Origin of the sequence: Streptomyces sp. NPDC087300 (genome assembly GCF_044744425.1) — a bacterium.
Taxonomy (GTDB): domain Bacteria; phylum Actinomycetota; class Actinomycetes; order Streptomycetales; family Streptomycetaceae; genus Streptomyces.
On sequence record NZ_JBIUYI010000014.1, the window covers coordinates 90,124 to 111,581 of the forward strand.

Genomic DNA, 21,458 nt, shown 5'->3' on the forward strand with positions numbered 1-21,458 from the left:
TCAGAGCCGGTCGGCGAGGGTGTCGCCGATGCGGGCGAGTGCGGAGTCGGAGGCCAGCAGGTCGGCGTGGGCGGCGTCGACGTCGACGATCTCGATGTCGCCGCCGACGTAGGGCCGCCAGGCCGCCTCGCCGCGCGGGCGGCCGTCCCCCGCGCGCTCGGCGCGCTCGGCGGCCGCGGCCGACACCCGGGTGGCCGAGAACAGCAGCACGCCGTCGTCGGTCGGCTCGGGGCGGTGGGCGCGCAGCAGGTGGACGTTGTTGGCGTACACCCGTGACACGGCGGTCAGTTCGCGCTCGTCGAGCTCGCCGAGCGGGTCGCCCCGGCCCGCCAGGTGGGCCTTGTAGCGGGCCGCTGGGAAGCCGGTGGCGAGGAGTTCCTCGGCGTCGACGGCGAACCCGTCGGCGCGCAGGTTGCGGGCGAGGAGTTCGGCGCGGTCGCGCTCGTCGGGGGCGGCGGGCGCGGTGGCGCCGGCGGTGGGCGCGGCCGGTGCCGCGGCGCCCGCGCTCGGGTAGGCGTCCAGGAGCGCGAGGAGTTCGACCTTCTCGCCCTTGGCCCGGAGCAGCGACGCCATGGCGTAGGCCACGTTGCCGCCGAGCGACCAGCCGAGCAGCCGGTAGGGGCCTTCGGGGTGGACGGTCTTGATCTGGTCGACGTAGTCGGCGGCCATCCGCTCGATCGACTCGGGCAGCACGTCGCCCTCGGCGAAGCCGCGCGCCTGGAGTCCGTACACCGGCACGTCGGCCGGGATGCGGCGCAGCAGTCCCGCGTAACTCCAGCTCAGGCCGAGGCCGGGGTGGACGCAGAACAGCGGGGCGGCGGCGCCGTGCGGGCGCAGCGGCAGCAGGACGCCGAGCGGGTCGTGGCCCGCGCCGTCGCCCGAGACGCGGTCGGCGAGGGCCGCGACGGTGGGCGCCGCGAACACGTCACGGACCGCGAGGCGCACCCCGAAGGCCGTACGGATACGTTCGGCGAGCCGGGGCGCGAGCAGCGAATGCCCGCCCAGGTCGAAGAAGTTGTCGTCGATGCCGACCTTGTCGATCTTGAGGACCTCGCGGAAGAGGCCGCACAGCACGTCCTCGACGGGTCCGCGCGGGCCGCGGCCGCCCGCCGTGTCGTAGACGGGCGCGGGCAGCGCCTTCTTGTCGACCTTGCCGTTGGGGGTGAGGGGCAGCGCGTCGACGGGGGTGATCGCCACCGGCACCATGTAGTCGGGCAGTGTCTCGGCGGCGTACGCGCGCAGCTTCGCGATGTCGACCGGGGTGCCGGGGTCGGCGGCGACCACGTGGGCGACCAGGCGCTTGTCGCCGGGCTGCGGCTCGTGGACGGTGACCACGGCGTGCGCGACGGTGTCGTGGCGGGTCAGGACGGTCTCGATCTCGCCGGGTTCGATGCGGAAGCCGCGGATCTTGACCTGCTGGTCGCTGCGGCCGATGAACTCGATCTGTCCCCCGGCGTTCCAGCGCACCAGGTCGCCGGTGCGGTACATGCGCTCGCCGGGGCCCGCGAACGGGACGGCGACGAAGCGTTCGGCGGTCAGCGCCGGGCGGCCCAGATAGCCGCGGGCCAGGCCGGAGGCGGCCAGGTAGAGCTCGCCGGGGACGCCGGGCGGCACGGGCCGCAGGCGGTCGTCGAGCACATAGGCGCGGGTGTTGGCCATCGGTCCGCCGATCGGCACGGTGCCGTCGATCGCCCGGTCCGCGCGCAGGGCGTGGAAGGTGGCGAACGTCGTCGTCTCGGTGGGTCCGTAGACGTGGGTGACGACGGTGTCGGGGCACTCGGCGACGGCCCGGCGCACGGCGTCCGGCGAGACGCCTTCGCCGCCGGTCCACACCTGCTTGAGGCCGCGCAGCGCGTCGACGCTTTCCTGGACGAGGAAGTTGAACAGCGCGGTCGTCAGGAACACGCAGCTCACGTCGTTGTCCTGGATGACCTGCCGCAGTTCGGGCGCGCCCAGTTCGCCGGGCGGCGCGACGACGACGGTGCGGCCGGAGAGCAGCGGCACCCACAGTTCGTAGGTGGAGGCGTCGAAGGAGTGCGGCGAGTGGGCGAGCACCCGCTCCTGGGCCTCACCCCGCCAGCACGGGTCGAGCGCGAGACCGACGATGTTCTCGTGGCTGACCGCGACGCCCTTGGGCCGGCCGGTGGAGCCGGAGGTGAACATGACGTACGCGAGCTGTCCCGGCCGCACGGGCGCGCGGTCCGCGCCGCCGTCGGCCGCGGGCCCCGTGTCGGCCACCGCGACGACCTTCGCCGAGGGGGCACAGGCGCGCAGGCTCTCGGCGCGCTCGCGCTCCGCCGCGTCGGCGAGGAGCACGGCGGGCGTGGTCTCGCCGAGTACCTGCTCCATGCGGCGCTGGGGGTAGCGCGGGTCGAGCGGCACGTAGGCGGCGCCCGACTTGAGTACGGCGAGCAGCGCCACGACCAGGTCGGGCGAGCGCCGCATCAGGACGGCCACCAGGGACTCGGGGCCTGCCCCCTCGGCGCTGAGACGGCTCGCCAACTCCTCGGCACGGGCGTCGAGTTCGGAGTACGTGAGCCGGTCCCCCGCGAAGAGGACGGCGGTGGCGTCCGGGGTGCGGCGGGCCTGCGCGGCGAAGAGTTCGGGCACGCTCGCGGCGGGCGCCGGGTGCGCGGTGTCGTTCCACTCGGTGAGCACCCGCCCGCGCTCGCCCTCGTCCCAGAGTGCGAAGCCGCTGACCGTGGTGGCGGGGTTCTCGACGGCCTGGGCGAGGAGGCGGGTGTAGCGGCGGGCGACCGTCTCGACGGTGGCGGCGTCGAAGACGTCGGTGGAGAAGTCGACGGTGCCGACGAGGCCCACGGGCGTGCCGTCCTCGGTGTAGCGCTCGGTGAGGCTGAAGCCGAGGTCGAACTTGTTGGAGCCGTCGGTGACCTGCACGGTGTTGGCGGTCAGGCCCGGCAGGTCGAGGGTGGAGCGGGCGGTGTTCTGGAGCACCAGGGTGACCTGGAACAGCGGGTGGGTGGTGGCGGAGCGGACCGGGTTGAGGACCTCGACGAGCCGCTCGAAGGGCACGTCCTGGTGACCGTAGGCGGCCAGGTCCGTCTCCCGCGTACGGCGCAGGAGTTCACGGAAGGCCGGGTCGCCGGAGACGTCGTTGCGCAGCACCAGGGTGTTGACGAAGAAGCCGACGAGGTTGTCGAGCGCCTCGTCGCCGCGGCCCGCGACCGGCGAGCCGATCGGGATGTCGTCGCCCGCGCCGAGCCGGTTCAGGAGCGCGGCGAGGCCCGCTTGCAGGACCATGAACAGGCTTGCGCCCGACTCCCGTGCCAGGGAAAGGAGTTGGCGGTGGCGGTCGGGGTCGATCGTCAGGTGGATCTGGCCGCCGCGCTGGCTGGAGGCGGCGGACCGCGGCCGGTCCAGGGGCAGTTCGATCTGTTCGGGCAGTCCCGCGAGCGCCTCGCGCCAGTGGGTGAGCTGCCGGGAGACCAGGCTGTCCGCGTCGTCCTCGGAGCCGAGCAGCTCGCGCTGCCACAGGGCGTAGTCGGCGTACTGGACGGGCAGGGCCGTCCAGGTGGGCGCCCGGCCTTCGGCGCGCGCGGCGTAGGCGGCGCCCAGGTCGCGGGCGAGCGGGCCGCGCGACCAGGCGTCGCTGGCGATGTGGTGCACGAGCAGGAGCAGGACGTGGTCGGCGTGCTCTTCAGCGGATACCGCTGCCTCGCCTGCCACCTCGAACAGGCGGGCCCGCAAAGGCGGTTGCTCGGCCAGGTCGAAGACGGCGCGGGAGGCCTCGGCGAGCGTCTCGCGCAGCGCGTCCTCGCGCACGCTCTCGGGGCGCAGCTCGAACGGCACGGTGTCGAGGACCCGCTGGTAGGGCTCGCCGTCGGCGGCGGGGAAGACGGTGCGCAGGCTCTCGTGCCGGTCGACGACGTCGGTGAGGGCGGCGGCGAGCGCGGCGCGGTCGAGACGGCCGCGCAGCCGCAGCGCGATGGGGATGTTGTAGGTGTGGCCAGGTCCGGAGAGCTGGGCGAGGAACCAGAGCCTGCGCTGGGCGAAGGAGAGCGGCAGCCGCTCGGGGCGTGTGCCGTCCCGCCGGATCGCGGGCCTGGCGTCCGGCGCGCTCGCGTCGAGGCGTTCGACGAGCGCGGCGACCGTGGGGGCCTCGAAGAGGCTGCGGATGCCGAGGTCCACGCCGAGCGCCGTGCGGACGCGGCCGACCAGGCGCATCACCAGCAGCGAATGGCCGCCCAGGTCGAAGAAGTTGTCGTCGATGCCGATGCGGCGGCTGGTGCCGAGCACGTCGGCGAAGAGCCCGCAGAGGATCTCCTCGCGCGGGGTGCGCGGCTCCCTGCCGGTGGCCTGGGCGCCGTAGTCGGGGGCGGGCAGCGCCGTGCGGTCGATCTTGCCGTTGGGCGTGAGCGGCAGCGCGTCCAGGGTGACGTAGGCGGCGGGCAGCATGTACTCGGGGAGCACGCCCGCGAGGTGGCGGCGGGCCACGGACTGGTCCCAGCCGTCCTGGCCGGGGACCAGGTACGCGACGATGCGCTGGTCGCCCGGCTCGTCCTCGCGCACGATCACGGAGGTCTGGGTGACGCCTTGATGGCCCGTCAACGCGGTCTGGATCTCGCCGAGTTCGACGCGGAAGCCGCGGACCTTGACCTGCTCGTCGACGCGGCCCACGTACTCGATGTCGCCGTCCGCGTTGCGGCGCACCAGGTCGCCGGTGCGGTACATGCGGGCGCCGGGGGCCTCGTAGGGGCAGGCCACGAAGCGTTCGCCGGTCATCGCGGGACGGCCGAGGTAGCCGCGGGCCAGCTGGCTGCCCGCGATGTACAGCTCGCCGGGCGCGCCGTCGGGCACCTGCCGCAGCGCCGTGTCGAGCACGTACAGGCGGGTGTTGGCGTTGGGGCGGCCGATCGGGATGGGGCCCTTGGGGGTCTCGTCCTCGGGCGAGATGCGGTGGTCGACGCAGTGCACGGTGGCCTCGGTGGGCGCGTACACGTTGAAGACGGTGGTGCCGGGGTGGCGCTCGCGCCAAGGTCCGAGCACCTCGCCGCGCAGCTGTTCGCCGCCGAAGGTGATGCTGCCGGTCGGCGACACCTCGTCGGGCAGTTCGGCGAGGAGCGCCAGGTGGGAGGGGCTCGCCTTCATGAACGTGGCCCGTGCGGCGCCGGGCCCGGGGCCCGGCACCGCGCGCTCGTCCAGTTCGGCGAGGCGCACCTGTCCCCCGCTGATCAGCGGCACGTACAGGGCGCCGACGCTCTGGTCGAAGGAGATCGAGGAGTGCAGCAGGCCGACGCCGTCGACGCCGGGGTACTCCTCGCGGCAGCGCTGGGCGTAGGCGGCGAGCGAGCGGTGCTCGACGACGACTCCCTTGGGGCGTCCGGTGGAGCCGGAGGTGTAGATGACGTACGCGGGGTGGCGCGGGGACGCGGGGGCGATCCGGTCGGCGTCGGTGACCGGGCCCGCGTCCTGGCGTGCGACCAGTTCGCGGTGTCCGGCGTCGTCCACGGCGAGCACGGGTACGCCGAGGCCGTCGAGCCGGCCGGCCGCCTCGGTGACGGTCAGCGCGAGCACGGGCGCCGAGTCGTCGATCATCCGCGTGATGCGCTCGTCCGGGTAGCCGAGGTCGACGGGCACGTAGGCGGCGCCCGCCTTGAGGACGGCGAGCATCGCGACGACGAGGTCGTTGACGCGCGGCATGGCGACGGCGACATACGACTCGGGGCCGACGCCGCGGCCGATCAGGTCGCGGGCCAACTGGTTGGCGCGGGCGTCGAGTTCGCCGTAGCCGAGCAGGGCCTCGTGGTCGGAGAGCGCGGGCGCCTCGGGCGTACGGGCGGCCTGCTCCTCGAAGAGGTCGCGGCAGGTCGTCTCGGGCAGCGCGGCGGGGTGTCCGGCGCCGGTCTGGGCGGTGTCCGCGGTGGCCGTGCCGGTGGACGCGGTGGCGCGGGCGCCGTCGTCGATGCGGCCGACCGGCAGGTCCGGGTCGGCGAGCACCGCGTCGATGACGTGCCGAAGACGGTCGGCGACGCGCTCCACCTCGGCGCGCTCGAACAGGTCGGGCCGGTAGCCCAGCGAGAACCGCATGGGCGGGCGCGGCAGGACGAGCAGGCCGAGCGGGTAGTGCATGGCGTCACTGGAGTGGATCTTGACGACGCGGGGCGCGTCGACGGCGGGGGCGTCCTCGCCGCCCTGGCCGCCACCGACCCGGGACGGGAAGTTCTCGAAGACCATCGCGGTGTCGAACAGGCGCTTGGAGCCGACCCAGTTCTGGATCTCGGCGAGCCCCGCCCACTGGTGGTCGAGGAGCCGCGCCGACTGGTCCTGGAGCCTGCGCAGGAGCGCGCCGACGGGCTCGGCCGGGTCGAGCCTGGCGCGCACCGGCAGCGTGTTCATGAACAGCCCGACCATGTTCTCCACGCCCGGCAGGTCGGTGGGCCGCCCGGAGACGGTCGCGCCGAACACCACGTCGGCGCTGCCCGTGAGCCGACCGAGCACGACGGCCCACAGGCCCTGGACGACGGTGTTCAGGGTCAGGCCCTGGGAGCGGGCGTACTGGGCGAGCGCGGCGTGCGAGGCGTCGGTCAGCGTGAACCCGACGCGCTCGGGCCGCACCGTGAGCGGCCCGGGTTCGGGCGCGGCGAGCGTGGGCCTGTCCAGTCCTTCGAGGGCGGCGCGCCAGGCGTCGCGCGCGCCGTCGCGGTCGCGGGCGGCGAGCCAGGCCAGGTAGTCGCGGTAGGGGCGCACCGGCGCCAGCGCGGTGGCGTCGCCGCGCGAGATGTACAGCGCCATCAGCTCGCGCAGCAGGACCGGCATCGACCAGCCGTCGAGCAGGATGTGGTGGCACGTCATGATCAGACGGTGGCGCCCGGGTGCCAGGCGCAGCAGCGTGAACCGGACCAGCGGCGGGCGCGCCAGGTCGAAGCGCTCCCAGCGGTCCCGCACCGCCACGGCCTCGGCCTGCGGCTCCCGGTCGGCCTCCGGCACGGCGGTCAGGTCCTTCTCGCGCAGTACGGCGGAGACCGTGCGCGGGATGAACTGCACGGGCCGTTTGACGCCCTGGAAGCGGAATCCGGCGCGCAGGTTCGGGTGGCGCAGCAGCAGCGCGTCCGCGGCGGTGCGCAGCGCCGCCACGTCGACGTGGCCCTCCAGCTCAAGGAACACCTGGACGGTGTAGACGTCCAGGGCGTCGTCGGCGTCCGCGTCGTAGGCGTGGTGGAAGAGCATCCCCTCCTGCAACGGGGTGAGCGGCAGGATGTCTTGCAGGCCGGAGCGTGTGGTCGTCACAGGGACGCCTCCCAATCGGATTCCAGAAGCGCGATCTCGTCGGCGCTGATGGAGCTGAGCGCGACGTCGGACTCGGTGAGGCTGCCGGCGTCGGGCCGCCGGGCGTACTCGACCAGGGCTTGCAGGGCGCGGAACCAGGCGTCGGCGAGCCGCTGGACGTCGGCCTCCGAGTGCAGCCTGCGCGCGAAGGTCCATTCGGCGCGCAGGACCGGGTTCCCCGCCTCGTCGTCGTGCGCGCCCGCCGTCAGCTCGACCGCGTGCGCGAGCGGCGCCCCGGGGTCCTGTCCGGCGAGCCCGCGGCTGACGGCGGCCCAGTCGGCGGCCTCCTCCGCGGTGTCCGAACCGGTGAAGTGGCCCAGGTAGTTGAAGCCGAACTCGGGCGCCGGGGTGGCTTCCAGGAGCTGCCGGGTGCGGGGGTTGAGGTAGCGGAGCTGGCCGTGGCCGACGCCGTGGTCGCGTACGGCGCGCACCTGCTCCTTGACGTGCTTGACGAGCACGCCGGGGGTGGCGCCGCCGGTGCCCTCCGGGTCGGTGGCGAGCCGCAGCGGGTGCAGCGTGGTGAACCAGCCGACGGTGCGCGACAGGTCGGTGCCGGGGTGCAGTTCCTCGTGCCTGCCGTGGTTCTCCAGGTCGAGCAGGACTCCGCCCGAGCTGCGCCCGCGCGAGCGCTGCCAGGCGCCGGCCGCCTCGGTGAACGCGGCGAGCAGCAGGTCGGTGACGCCCGCGTGGAGTTCGCCGGGCACCCAGGTGAGCAGTTCCTTGGTGGTCTCGGGCGACAGGCTGACGGCGAGGCGTCCCGCGTCCTCGCGGGTGTCGCGCGCCGGGTCGGTGCCCGGGTCCCGCGCGCCGTCGAACATGCCCTGCCACAGGGGGAGTTCGGCCTCACGGGCCTGCTCGGCGGCCCCCTCGTGGAGGGTGCGGGCCCAGTGCCGCCAGGGCGTGCCCACGGGGGCGAGCGCCGGTTCCTGCCCGCGCGCGGCCGCCTGCCACGCCTCGGCGAGGTCGGGCAGCAGGATGCGCCAGGACACGGCGTCGACGCTGAAGTGGTGCGCGACCAGGACGAGCAGACCGCGCCGGTCCGCGGGGTCCGCCGCCTCGCCCCGGTCGAGCCACACCGCGTCGACCATCCGCCCGGTGGCCGGGTCGAGCCGGGTGCGGGCCTCCTCGGCCGCGGTGCGCAGGGCCGTGGGCAGGTCGTCGGCGGCGAGGTGCGAGACGTCCACGCGGCGCACGCACTCCGCCGCCGGGACGGCTCCGGCGGGCAGGATCTCCACGCCGTCGTCCGTGCCGGTGTCGGTGACGCGCATGCGCAGCGCGTCGTGGTGGTCCAGGAGCGTCTGGAGCGCGGCCGTCAGGGTCGGCAGGTCCACCGTCGCGGGCACGCGCACCGCGACGGACTGGTTGAACGGGGCGACGGGGCCGCCCTGTCCGGTGAACCAGCGCATGATCGGCGTGGCGGGCAGGGTGCCGGTGCGCTGGTCCGCGCCGGCCGCGGGGCCGTCCTCGCCCGCCTCCGCGGCGAACTCCGCGAGGGCCGCCACCGACTGGTGCTCGAAGACGTCCCGCACGGTGAGGCGCAGTCCGGCCGCGCGCGCCCTGCCGACGAGCTGGATGGAGAGGATGCTGTCGCCGCCGAGGTCGAAGAACCCGTCGTCGACGCCGACCTGTGCCAGGCCGAGCACCTCGGCGAAGAGCGCGGCGAGCGCCTTCTGCCGGGGCGTGTCCGCCGCCCGTCCGGTGGCGAGCGCCTGGTAGTCGGGCGCGGGCAGCGCCTTGCGGTCGACCTTGCCGTTGCCGGTCAGGGGCAGTCCGGCGAGGACGACGACGGTCGCGGGCACCATGTAGTCGGGCAGCCGCTCGCGCAGCCACCGCACCAGGTCGGCGCCCTGCGGGGTGCTGCCTTCCGCACCCTCGGCGTACCCGACGAGTCGGCGGTCGCCCGGCCGGTCCTCGCGCACCACGACGGCGGTCTGGGCGACCTGCGGGTGCTGGTCGAGGACGGCCTCGATCTCGCCGGGCTCGATGCGGAAGCCGCGCAGCTTGACCTGGTCGTCGGTGCGGCCGAGGTATTCGAGCAGGCCGTCCTTGTTCCAGCGGGCGAGGTCGCCGCTGCGGTACATGCGCGCGCCGGGCCCGCCGAACGGGTCGGCGACGAAGCGCTGCGCGGTGAGCGGGGCGCGCCCGAGGTAGCCGCGGGCCAGCTGGGTGCCCGCGATGTACAGCTCGCCGGGGACGCCGTCGGGCACCGGGCGCAGGCCCTCGTCCAGGACGTACAGCCGGGTGTCGGGGAACGGCGAGCCGATGGGCAGGGACCCGTCGGGCACCTCGTCGGACGCGGTGACCCGCCACTCCGTGCAGCCCACGACGGCCTCGGTGGGCCCGTACTCGTTGACCACGGTCACGCCGGGGTGGGCGCGCAGGAGTTCGCGGACGGGGCCCGCGGTGAGGTTCTCGCCGCCGAGGACGAGCTCGCCGCGCGGCACGTCCTGCTCCGCCATGCCCTGGATGAGCGGCAGATGGCTGGGCGTGGCCTTGAGGAAGCCGGTCTGCGGGGCGCTGACGGCGACGCCGTGCAGCTCCTTGAGGTCGCCGACGCGGACGGTGCCGCCGGTCAGGAGCGGCGTGTAGAGGCCCGTCACCGTCAGGTCGAAGGCGAGCGGCGAGTGCAGCAGCGCGGTGCCCGCCGCGCCCGCGTAGCGGTCCTTGGCCGTCGTCAGGTACCGCACGAGCGGCAGGTGTTCGACGACGACGCCCTTGGGCAGTCCGGTGGAGCCCGACGTGTAGATCACGTACGCGGCGTTGCCGGGGGTCAGCGGTGCGGTGCGCTCGGCGTCGGTGACCGCCCCGTCGTCGAGCGCGGCGAGCGCCGCGACCGTGCCGGGGGCGTCGAGGTCGACGACGTCGGGCAGGCCGACGGCGTACGGGTCGGTGTCGTCAGGAAGCAGTCCCGCCGGAGTCGCCGCCGTGGTCAGGACGGCGTGCGGCGCGGCGTCGCGCAGCAGGTGCGCGACGCGGTCGGCGGGGGTCTCGGGGTCGATCGGCAGATAGGCGGCGCCGGACTTGAGGACGCCGAGGACCGAGACGACGGTCTGCGCCGACAGCGGCATGGCGATGGCCACGACGCTCTCGGGGCCCGCGCCGCGCGCGGTCAGGAAGCGCGCGAGCCGGTTGGCGCGCGCGTCGAGTCCGGCGTACGTCAGGGTGGTGTCGCCCGCGAGCACGGCGGTGTCGCCCGGCGTTGCCGCCGCCTGCGCGGCGAACAGGTCGAGCACGGTGGTGGGCGCCAGGTCCCGCACCGGGCCGCCGCGGCCCACGACGATCCGTTCGCGTTCGGCCGGGTCGAGGATGTCGATGGCGCCGATGCGCAGCCCGGGATCGGCGGCGGCCGCGGCGAGGACGCGCAGCAGCCGGTCGACCATGGCCCGCGCGGTCGCGGCGTCGAACAGCTCGGTGCGGTACTCCAGCCAGCCGTGCAGCCCGTCGGGCTCGCCCGCGCCGTCGCGCCGCTCGCTGAACGTCAGCGACAGGTCGAACTTGGCGGCGCCGGTGCTGGTCTCCACGCGGCTCGCGTCGAGCGCCGTGTCCGGGCCCGCGCCACCCGCGTCCTGCCGGTCGTTGTTGAAGGTGAGCAGGGTCTGGAAGAGCGGGTGACGGCCCAGCGAGCGGACCGGGTTGAGGACCTCCACGAGCCGTTCGAAGGGCAGGTCCTGGTGGGCGTACGCGTCCAGGTCGGTGCGCCGCACCCGGTCCAGGAGCTCCCCGAAGGTGGGGTCGCCCGTGGTGTCGGTGCGCAGCACCAGGGTGTTCACGAAGAAGCCGACGAGGTCGTCGAGCGCGCTGTCGGTGCGGCCCGCGATCGGTGTGCCGATCGGGATGTCGGTGCCCGCGCCGAGCCGGCTCAGGAGCGTGGCGAGCGCGGCCTGGGTGACCATGAACACGCTGGTGCGGCTGGTGCGGGCGAGCGCGCCGAGCCGCTCGTACAGCTCGCCGGGCACGGTGAAGGTGACCCGGTCGCCCTGGTTCCCGGAGACCGCGGGGCGCGGCCGGTCGGTCGGCAGCTCCAACTGCTCGGGCAGTGCGGCGAGTTGCTCGCTCCAATAGGCGATCTGACGGGCCAGCGGGCTGTCCGCGTCGCTCTCGTCGCCGAGCACCTCGCGCTGCCACAGGGCGTAGTCGGCGTACTGCACGGGCAGCGGCGTCCAGCCGGGCGCGGCGCCGCGCGCACGGGCGGCGTACGCGGTGGTGAGGTCGCGGCCGAGCGGCGCCATCGACCAGCCGTCTCCCGCGATGTGGTGGACGAGCAGCAGCAGCGCGTGCTCGTCGGGTGCGAGGCGGAACAGGTGGGCGTGCAGGGGCAGTTCGGCGGTGATGTCGAAGCAGTGGCCCGCCGCTTCGCGCAGGGCGCGCGGCAGGTCCGCCTCGGTGGTGTCGGAGACGTCGAGGCCCGGCCGTGCGGTGTCGGCGGCGCGGACGACCTGGTGCGGCCCTTCGGTGTCCTCGGCGAAGACGGTGCGCAGGCTCTCGTGCCGAGCCACGACGTCCGCGAGCGCGGCGCGCAGCGCGTCCTCGTCGAGCGCGCCCTTCAGGCGCAGCGCGGTCGGGATGTTGTACGCCGCGGACGGCCCCTCCAGGTGGTGCAGGAACCACAGGCGGCGCTGGGCGTACGACAGCGGGAGCCGCTCGGGGCGCGGGCGGGCCCGCAGGGCGGCGCGGGCGCGGTCGGCGCGGCCGAGGGCGGCGACCAGACCGGCGACGGTCGGCGTCTCGAAGAGCCCCCGGACGGCCAGTTCGAGACCGAGCACGTCCCGGACGCGGCTGACCAGCCGGGTGGCGCGCAGCGAGTGTCCGCCGAGCGCGAAGAAGTCGTCGTCGATGCCGACGCCGTCCACGCCGAGCACCTCGCCGAAGAGCGTGCAGAGGATCTCCTCCTGCGGGGTGCGCGGGGCCCGGCCCGCGGCGCGCCCGGAGTGGTCGGGCGCGGGCAGGGCCGTGCGGTCGAGCTTGCCGTTGGGGGTGAGCGGCATCGCGTCGAGGCTGACGAGCGCCGAGGGGATCATGTAGTCGGGCAGGAACGCGGCCAGTCGCTCGCGCACGTCCGCCAGGGTGAGCGCGGCGCCGTCCTCGGGCACGGCGTACGCGACGAGGAGCTGGTCGCCGGGGTGGTCCTCGCGGACCAGCGCCGCGGCCTTGGCGATGCCGGGGTGGCGGCCGAGCGCCGCCTCGATCTCGCCGAGCTCGATGCGGAAGCCGCGCAGCTTGACCTGGTGGTCGGTGCGGCCGAGGTAGTCGAGCTGTCCGTCGCCGCGCCACCGCGCCAGGTCGCCGGTGCGGTACATCCGCTCCCCCGGTGCCCCGAACGGATCGGCGGTGAACCGCTCCGCGGTGAGCGCGGCCCGGCCCAGATAGCCGCGGGCCAGCTGGGCGCCCGCGATGTACAGCTCCCCGGGCACGCCGGGCGGCACCGGGCGCAGGCCCGCGTCCAGGACGTACATCCGGGTGTTGGCGAGCGGGACGCCGATGGGCGGGGCGCCGGTGAGCGCGGGGGCGAGCGGGGCGGCGCTCGCCCAGATGGTGGCCTCGGTCGGGCCGTACACGTTGATCGCGGACGCGCACGACTCGGCGAGGCGGCGGGCGAGTTCGGCGGGCAGCGCCTCGCCGCCGACCAGCGCGCGCACGCCGCGCAGCGCGTCGGGGACGGTGTCGAGCAGGCCGTGCCACAGGTTCGGGGTGGCCTGCACGACGGTGGTGCCGCTGTCGGCGAGGAGCGCGCCGAGCGCGCCCGGGTCCCGCACGGTGGCGCGGTCGGCGAGCACGAGCGTCGCGCCGTCCACGAGCGGCAGGAAGACTTCGAGTCCGGCGATGTCGAAGCCGATGGTGGTGACGGCGAGCAGCCGGTCGGCGGCGCCCACCGGGACGCGGGCGCGCATGTCGCCGAGGAAGTTGGCGAGGCTGCCCCGGCTGACGACGACGCCCTTGGGCCGCCCGGTCGAGCCGGAGGTGTAGATGACGTACGCGGGGTGCCCGGCCTCCGCCGTCTCCGCCGAGGTCCCTTCGACGACGGGGAGTTCGAGCTCCGGGTCGTCGAGCAGCAGCCACTCCAGGTCCGTCGTCGTGGCCAGGTCCCTGGCGGTCTCCGTGGTGCCGATGGCCAGCATCGGCCGGCTGTCCGCCAGCATGTACGCGATGCGCTCGCTGGGGTGGCCCGGGTCGATCGGCAGATAGGCGGCGCCGCTCTTGAGCACCGCGAGCAGGCTGACGATCAGCTCGGCGCCGCGCGGCAGGACCAGCGCGACGAACCGCTCGGGCCCGGCCCCCTTGGACCGGAGCAGCGCCGCCAACCGCTCGGCGCGGGCGTCCAGTTCGGCGTACGTGAGGGTGGTGTCGCCCGCGAGCAGCGCCGGGTGGTCCGGGGTGCGGGCGGCCTGGGCGCGGAACGCCTCGGCGACCGACTCTTCGGGGAAGACGCGCTCGGTCGCGCCGTCCGTGCCGAGCAGCCGCTCGCGCTCGGCGGGCGCGAGGAGTTCGACGGCGCCGACGCGCCCGTCGGGGTCCGCGACGGCGGCGGCGAAGACCCGCTCCAGGCGGGCCACCAGCGCCTCGGCCGTGCCCCGGTCGAAGAGGTCGGTGCTGTAGGTCACCGAGCCGTGCAGCCCGGCGGGCTCCCGCCCTTCGGCGAACTGCTCGGTGAACGCGAACGACAGGTCGAAGCGCGCCGCGCCGTCCCCGCCGCCCTGCACCGAGACGTCGAGTCCCGGCAGCCGGCCGATCGCGTCGGCGGCGGCGCCCTCGTCGGCGTTGTGCACGGTGAGCAGGATCTGGAAGAGCGGGTGACGGCCCAGCGAACGCGCCGGGTTAAGGGCCTCCACCAGCTGCTCGAAGGGCAGGTCCTGGTGGGCGTAGGCGGCCAGGTCGGTGCCGCGCACACCGGCAAGCAGCTCCCGGAAGGTCGGGTCGCCGGAGGTGTCGGTGCGCAGCACCAGGGTGTTCATGAAGAAGCCGACGAGGTCGTCGAGCGCGGCGTCGGTGCGGCCCGCGATCGGCGTGCCGACCGGGATGTCGGTGCCCGCGCCGAGCCGGCTCAGGAGCGCCGCCACGGCGGCCTGCGCGACCATGAACATGCTGGTGTGCGTGGACCTGGCGAGCTCGGCGAGCCCTCGGTGCGCGTCGGCGGAGAGCGTGAAGGCCACCCGGTCGCCGCGGTGCGAGGCAACGGCGGGGCGCGGCCGGTCGGCGGGGAGCTGGAGCTCCTCGGGCAGCCCGGCCAACTGCCGTTGCCAGTAGGCGAGCTGGGTGGCGAGCGCGCTGTCGGCGTCGTCCGCGGCGCCGAGCGTCTCGTGCTGCCACAGCGTGTAGTCCGCGTACGCCACGTCGGGCACGGTCCAGTCCGGCGCGAGTCCCCCGGCGCGCGCGCTGTAGGCGGCGCTCAGGTCACGGGCCAGCGGCGTCATCGACCAGGCGTCGCCCGCGATGTGGTGCAGCAGGATCAGCAGCACGTGCTCTTCGGGCGCGACCCTGAACAGGGTGGCACGCAGCGGGAGTTCGGCGGCGAGGTCGAAGCAGTACCCGGCGGCCTCGCCGAGCGCGCGGGCCACGTCGTCGGGGCCGCTGTCCACCCGGTCGAACCCGGGGCGCGCGTCCTCGGGCGCGAGCACGATCTGCCGGGGTCCCTCGTCGTCCTCGGCGAAGACGGTGCGCAGGCTCTCGTGCCGGGCCACGACGTCCGCGACGGCGGCGCGCAGCGCGCCCTCGTCGAGCGCGCCCTTCAGGCGCAGCGCGGTCGGCATGTTGTACGTCGCGGAGGGACCCTCCAGCTGGTGCAGGAACCACAGGCGTCGCTGGGCGTACGACAGCGGGACGCGCTCGGGGCGCGGCCTGGCCACCAGCGCGGCGCGGCCGCGGCCCGCCGTGGCGACCGCCGTCGCGACGCCCGCCACCGTGGGCGTCTCGAACAGCTGGCGGATGGGCAGTTCCACGTCCAGCGTCCGGCGGATCCTGCTGACGAGCCGGGTGGCCCGCAGCGAGTGCCCGCCGAGGGTGAAGAAGTCGTCGTCGATGCCGACCCGGTCGAGACCGAGGACCTCGGCGAACAGCGTGCAGAGGATCTCCTCCTGCGGCGTACGCGGACCACGCCCGCCGACCGGGCGGTCGGCGTAGGCCGGTGCGGGCAGCGCGGCCCGGTCCAGCTTGCCGTTCACGGTCAGCGGCAGCGCGTCGAGCACCACGATCGCCGACGGCACCATGTAGTCGGGCAGCTGCCCGCCCAACTCGGCCAGCACGTGCGCCGGTTGGACGGTCCGCCCCTCGGCGGCCACGGTGTACGCCACCAACTGGTGGTCACCGGGCTCGTCCTCGCGCAGCACGAGGGCGGCCTGGGCCACGGCGGGGTGCGCGAGCACGGCGGACTCGATCTCGCCGAGTTCGACGCGGTGACCGCGCAGCTTGACCTGGTGGTCGGTGCGCCCGACGTATTCGAGCTGGCCTTCGGCGTTCCAGCGGGCGAGGTCGCCCGAGCGGTACATGCGGGCGCCGGGCGCGCCGTGGGGATCGGCGGTGAAACGCTCGGCCGTGAGACCGGCCCGACCCCAGTAACCGCGAGCCAACTGCGGACCCGCGAGATAGAGCTCACCCGCGACACCCACCGGAGCGGGCCGCAGCGCGCCATCGAGGACATACATCCGCAGATGCCCGAAGGGCCGCCCGATCGGCACCGGACCGGACCCGACCTCCTGGCCGGGCAGAATCTCGAACTGGGCGCAGTTGACGGTGGATTCGGTCGGACCATAGGCGTTGATGACACGGACCGACGGGTGACGCTCACGCCAGGCCGTCAGGGCCTCGCCGGTCAGCTGCTCACCGCCGATGATCAGCGTGCCGCTCGGGCTGACCGACTCGGGCAGCTCCTGGAGCAGGGGCAGGTGGCTCGGGGTGACCTTCATCAGGGAGGGACGCGCGCGGGACGCGTGGTCGTCGCCGTCCAGCGCGGCCAGATGCACATGGCCGCCGACCGTGAGCGGGGTCCACAGCGCGGTCACGGTCAGGTCGAAGGAGAGCGGCGAGTGCAGGACGGTGGCGCCTGAGGCGTCCGGGTAGGCCGCGCCCGCGTGCGCCAAGTAGGCGGCCACGGCGCGGTGTTCGACCACGACACCCTTGGGGCGGCCGGTCGAGCCCGAGGTGTAGATGACGTAGGCGGGATCGCCCGGCGCGGGAGCCTGCAACTGGGGCGTCGCGTCCGGCAGTTCGAGACCATCGAGTACGACGACCGGGACCTGCGTCGCGGGCAGCTTCTGGGCCACCTCATCGGAGGCGAGCACCAGCACCGGCGCCGCATCCTCCAGCATGTACGCGATGCGCTCCACGGGGTACTCCGGGTCCACCGGCACGTACGCCGCACCCGACTTCACCACCGCCAGCAGCGCCACGACCGCGTCCACGCCACGAGGCATCGCCACCGCCACGAACCGCTCGGCACCCGCACCCTGAGCGGCCAGATACCGCGCGAGACGGTCCGCACGCCCCACCAACTCCCCATATGTAACAGAGGAGTTCTCATCGCTCACGGCCACCGCGTCCGGCGTGGCCTGCGCCCGCGCGGAGACCAGCTCCGGCAGCGACACCGACGACACCTCGCCGCCCGTCACACCGTTCCACTCCACGAGCATCCGCTCGCGCTCCGCATCACCCAGCAGGCCGATCCGGCCCACCGGCACCTCCGCGTCCGCGACGAACGCCGCCAGGACGCGGGCCACGCGCCCTGCTATCTCGCGGACGCGGTCGTCGGCCAGGAGGTCGGGGCGGTAGTCCACGCGCACGTTCAGCGCGGTGCCGCGCAGGTCGGCGATGAGCTGCATGGCGAAGTGGCCGCCGCCGCGGATCGCGGCACTGTCCACGGTGAGGCCGGCCGAGCCGAGTCCCGCGTCCAGCTTCGCGGCGTTGACCGGGTAGTTCTCGAAGACCATGCCGGTGTCGAACAGACCGGTGGACCCGGCCCAGCTCTGCACCTCGGCGAGGCTGACCCACTGGTGGTCGAGGAGGCGGGTCTGTTCCTCCTGGAGGCGGCGCAGGTACTGGCCCGCGGTCTCCGCGGGGTCGATGCGGGCGCGCAGCGGCACCGTGTTCATGAAGAGGCCGACCATGCTCTCCACGCCGGGGAGTTCGGCGGGGCGGCCGGAGACGGTGACGCCGAAGACGGCCTCGGAGGCGCCGGTCAGCTGGGCGAGGACCAGGGCCCAGGCGCCCTGCACCACCGTGTTGACGGTGAGGCCGTGCGCGCGGGCCCGGTCGGCGAGCCCGCTGCTGACCTCGGGGTCGAGCGGCACGGGCATCTGACGGGGCAGCTCGCTGATGGGGCCCGCGTCGGGCGCCACGACCGTCGGGGACTCGATGCCGGTGAGGGCCTCGGTCCACGCGGTGCGCGCGGCGTCCTTGTCGCGCTCGCCGAGCCAGGACAGGTACTCGGCGAAGGGCCGCGGGCGGGGCAGCGCGGCACCGCTCGTACCGGTGTAGAGGGCGGTCAGTTCGCGCAGCAGGATGGGCAGGGACCAGCCGTCGAACAGCATGTGGTGGTTGGTCATGACCAACCGGTGCCGGTGCGGGGCCAGTTGGATGAGCGTGAAGCGGATCAGCGGCGGGCGCGCGGGGTCGAAGCGGCGCAGCCGGTCCTCCTCGACGGTGCGCCGCGCCTCCTCCTCGCGCTTGTCGTCGTCGAGCGCGGTGAGGTCGACGACCGTCCACGGCACCCGGACGCCGCGCATGACGATCTGCACCCAGTCGCCGTTCTTGCGCTGGCGGAAGGAGGCCCGCAGCGTGGCGTGCCGGTCCAGGAGCTGCTGCGCGGCAGCGCGCATGGCGTCCGCGTCGAGGTCGCCGTCCAGGTCGAGGACGAACTGGCGGATGTAGACGTCGAGTCCGGCCTTGTCGAAGAGGCTGAGGAAGAGAAAGCCCTCTTGCAGCGAGGACAGCGGCTGGATGTCCTCGATCTGTGGTGGCTGCTTGCTCACTGCTGGTTCTCCCAATCGGACATGAGGTCTTCCTCGAACTCGTCGATCTCTGCCTGGCTCAGCGACGCGTGCGTGAGGTCGGACGGTGTGAGGCCCGAGGCGTCGGGCCTGCGCGCGTGCTCCACCAGGGCCGCGAGGGCGGTGAACCACAGGTCGGCGAGGCGCCGGATGCCTTCGGCGTCGTACAGTCCGCCCGCGTACGTCCAGTTGGCGGTCAGGTGCGGCCCTTCGGGGCCGTCCTGCGCCGCGCAGTTGATCTCGACGGCGTGGGTGAGCGGGGTGCCTTCGGGGCGGCCCGCGACGCCGCCCGCGACGCGGTCCCAGTCGCCGGGGTCGCCGGCGATGGCGCCGCGGCCCAGGTAGTTGAAGCCGTACTCGGGGGCGGGGAAGGCGGCGAGCGCGGCCGCCGTGCGCGGGTTGAGGTGGCGGAGCAGGCCGTAGCCGATGCCGTGGTCGGGGAAGGCCCGCAGCGCTTCCTTGACGTGCCGGACGGCGCGGCCCATGCCGGGTCCGCCGTCCCACAGGTCCGCCTCGTCGCGCGGCGCGAGCCGGACGGGGTGGACGCTGGTGAACCAGCCGACGGTGCGCGAGAGTTCGGCGCCGCGCACCGCGTCCTCGTGCCGTCCGTGGCTCTCCAGGTCGACCACGACCGGGCCCGCCTGCTCGCCGCGTTCGCGCCGCCATTCGGCGACGGCGACGGCGAAGGCGGTGAGCAGCACGTCGTTGACGCCGCCGGTGAAGACACCGGGCACCCAGCTCAGGAGCGGCTCGGTGACGTCGGCGGGGAGCGTGAGCGAGAGCGTGCCCGCCTCGTCGTGGCTGCCGTACGCCCGGGGGGTGGCGGGCCGGTCGAGGACGGCGCGCCAGATGTCCAGCTCGCTCTCGCGTTCCTGGGTGGTGGCCATGGCGTGCAGGGTGTGCGCCCACTGCCGCCAGGACGTGCCGACGGGCGCGAGGCTCACCGGTGTTCCGTCGTGGGCGGCCCGCCAGGCCTCGGCGAGGTCGGGGAGCAGGGTGCGCCAGGAGACCGCGTCGACGGCGAGGTGGTTGGCGACCAGGACGAGGAGTCCGGGGCGCGCGGCCCGGTCGAGCCAGACGGCCTGGAGCATGACGCCGCGGGCCGGGGCGAGCCGGGTGCGGGCGCTCTCCGCCTCGCGCCTGACCGCGTCGGGCAGTTGCTCGTCCGTCAGGTCCGCCACGTCGACGCGGACCAGGCAGTCGGCGGCGTCGACGGTGCCGGGCGGCAGTACGTCGAGGTCGGTGTCGGGCGTGAGCCCGCCGACCCGCAGCCGGAGCGCGTCGTGGTGGTCGAGCAGCGTCCGCAGGGCCGCGCCGAGCGTGTCGAGCCTTGCCTCTGCGGGCACCCGCACCACGGCGGACTGGTTGAACCCGGCGACGGGGCCGCCGCTCTCGCCGTACGCGCTGATGACGGGGGTGGCGGGCAGCGGGCCCGTGGGGGCGACGTCCGCCGCGGCCGGTCCGGTGCCGGCCGTCAGGTCGAGCCCGGCGAGCCTGGCGACGCTCTGGTGCTCGAACACGTCGCGCACGGTGAGCGCGAGGCCCGCCGCGCGGGCCCTGCTGACCAGCTGGATGGAGAGGATGCTGTCGCCGCCGAGGTCGAAGAACCCGTCGTCGACGCCGACCCGCTCCAGGCCGAGGACCTCGGCGAAGAGGGCGGCGAGGCGCTTCTCCGGTCCGGTGCCCGCCTCGCGTCCGGTGGCGAGTGCCTGGAAGTCGGGCGCGGGCAGCGCCTTGCGGTCCAGCTTGCCGTTGGTGGTCAGGGGCAGCGCGTCCAGCACGAGCACGGCCGCGGGGACCATGTAGTCGGGCAGCCGCTCGCGGAGCCATCCGGTCAGCTCGCCGGGGTCGGCCTCGCCGCCGCCCGATGGCACCGCGTAGGCGACCAGGCGGCGGTCGCCGGGGCGGTCCTCGCGGACCAGCGCCGCGGCCTGGGCCACGCCGGGGAAGCGCGCGAGGACGGCCTCGACCTCGCCGAGTTCGATGCGGTAGCCGCGCAGTTTGACCTGGTCGTCGCCGCGGCCGAGGTAGTCGAGCCGGCCTTCGCGGTCGAACCTGGCCAGGTCGCCGGTGCGGTACATCCGCTCCCCCGGCGCGCCGTGCGGGTCGGCGGTGAACCGCTCGGCGGTGAGCGCGGCGCGCCCGAGGTAGCCGCGGGTGAGCTGGGCCCCCGCGACGTACAGCTCGCCGACGACGCCGTCGGGCACCGGGCGCAGCGCGGCGTCCAGGACGTAGAGGCGGGTGTGGTCGAGCGGCCTGCCGAGCGGCAGCCGGGCGCCTGGCTCGTACGGCGCGGTCACCGCGTGGTGCGCGACGCACAGCGTGGTCTCCGTCGGCCCGTACAGCTGGCGCAGGACCAGGTGCGGTGCGTGGTCCAGGACGCGGGCGACCGCGTTGGGGGCGACGACGTCACCGCCGGTGAGGACCTCCTGGACGGTGGCGAAGCAGCCGGGCGCCTCCTCGGCGACGACCCGGAAGAACCCGGCGGTCAGGTGCACCCCGGTGATGCGGTGGCGTTCCAGGAGTGCGCCGAGCGCGGCGGCGTCCAGGGTGCCGGGCGGGGCCACCACGACGGTGCCGCCGGAGAGCAGCGGGACCCACATCTCGTAGTTGGAGACGTCGAAGGCGTGCGGGGCGTGCAGCAGGACGCGTTCGCGCGCCTGCGGCGACCAGCAGCCGTCCAGGGCCAGGTCGGCGACGCCGCCCTGGGTGGCGGCGACGCCCTTGGGCACGCCGGTCGAGCCCGACGTGTACATCACGTACGCCAGGTCGGCGGGCGCCAGGTCGAGTGCGAGTGCCCCGTCCGGGACTCCCGCCGGGTCCTCGTCGGCCCTGAGGACGGTGAGGTCCGCGCCCAACTCGGCGGCGCGGGCGGCCTCTTCGTCGTCGGTGAGCACGATCCGCGCCGCCGCGTCGTCGAGGACGAAGCGCATGCGCTCCACCGGGTAGGACTCGTGCAGCGGGACGTAGGCGCCGCCCGCCTTGGCGACGGCGAGGGTCGCCACGATCAGGTCGGGCGAGCGGCGCATCAGGAGCACCACGGGGGTGCCGCGCCGCACGCCGTGGGCGCGCAGCCGGTGCGCGAGCCGGTCGGCCCGCGCGTCGAGTCCGGCGTACGACAGCGTGAGCTCGCCGGAGACGACGGCGGGCGCGTCCGGGGTCTTCCGCGCCTGCCGCTGGAACAGCTCGGGCAGG

At 74.7% G+C, this 21,458-nt stretch carries 3 protein-coding genes (1 of these 3 running past the window's edge); all 3 read right to left on the reverse strand.

Translation table 11 applies throughout. From position 1 onward, the window contains the following. Tightly spaced (each overlapping or abutting the next), the 3 genes in view from ACIO9J_RS39735 to ACIO9J_RS39745 form a layout consistent with a single transcriptional unit that may run on beyond the window. Positions 1-7,248, reverse strand: a complete 7,248-nt coding sequence (locus ACIO9J_RS39735) for an amino acid adenylation domain-containing protein (protein ID WP_402010129.1) — start codon at positions 7,246-7,248, stop codon at positions 1-3. Beyond that, on the reverse strand, positions 7,245-18,245 hold the full coding sequence (locus ACIO9J_RS39740; protein ID WP_402010131.1) for an amino acid adenylation domain-containing protein: 11,001 nt from the start codon (positions 18,243-18,245) through the stop codon (positions 7,245-7,247). Before ACIO9J_RS39740 ends, ACIO9J_RS39735 begins: the two co-directional genes overlap by 4 nt. Continuing rightward, positions 18,242-21,458: the end of a non-ribosomal peptide synthase/polyketide synthase gene (locus ACIO9J_RS39745; RefSeq protein WP_402010132.1), read on the reverse strand. Its footprint extends 18,728 nt past the window's final position; the window shows 3,217 of its 21,945 coding nt (coding positions 18,729-21,945); its start codon lies beyond the right edge, outside the window; it ends in the stop codon at positions 18,242-18,244. Before ACIO9J_RS39745 ends, ACIO9J_RS39740 begins: the two co-directional genes overlap by 4 nt.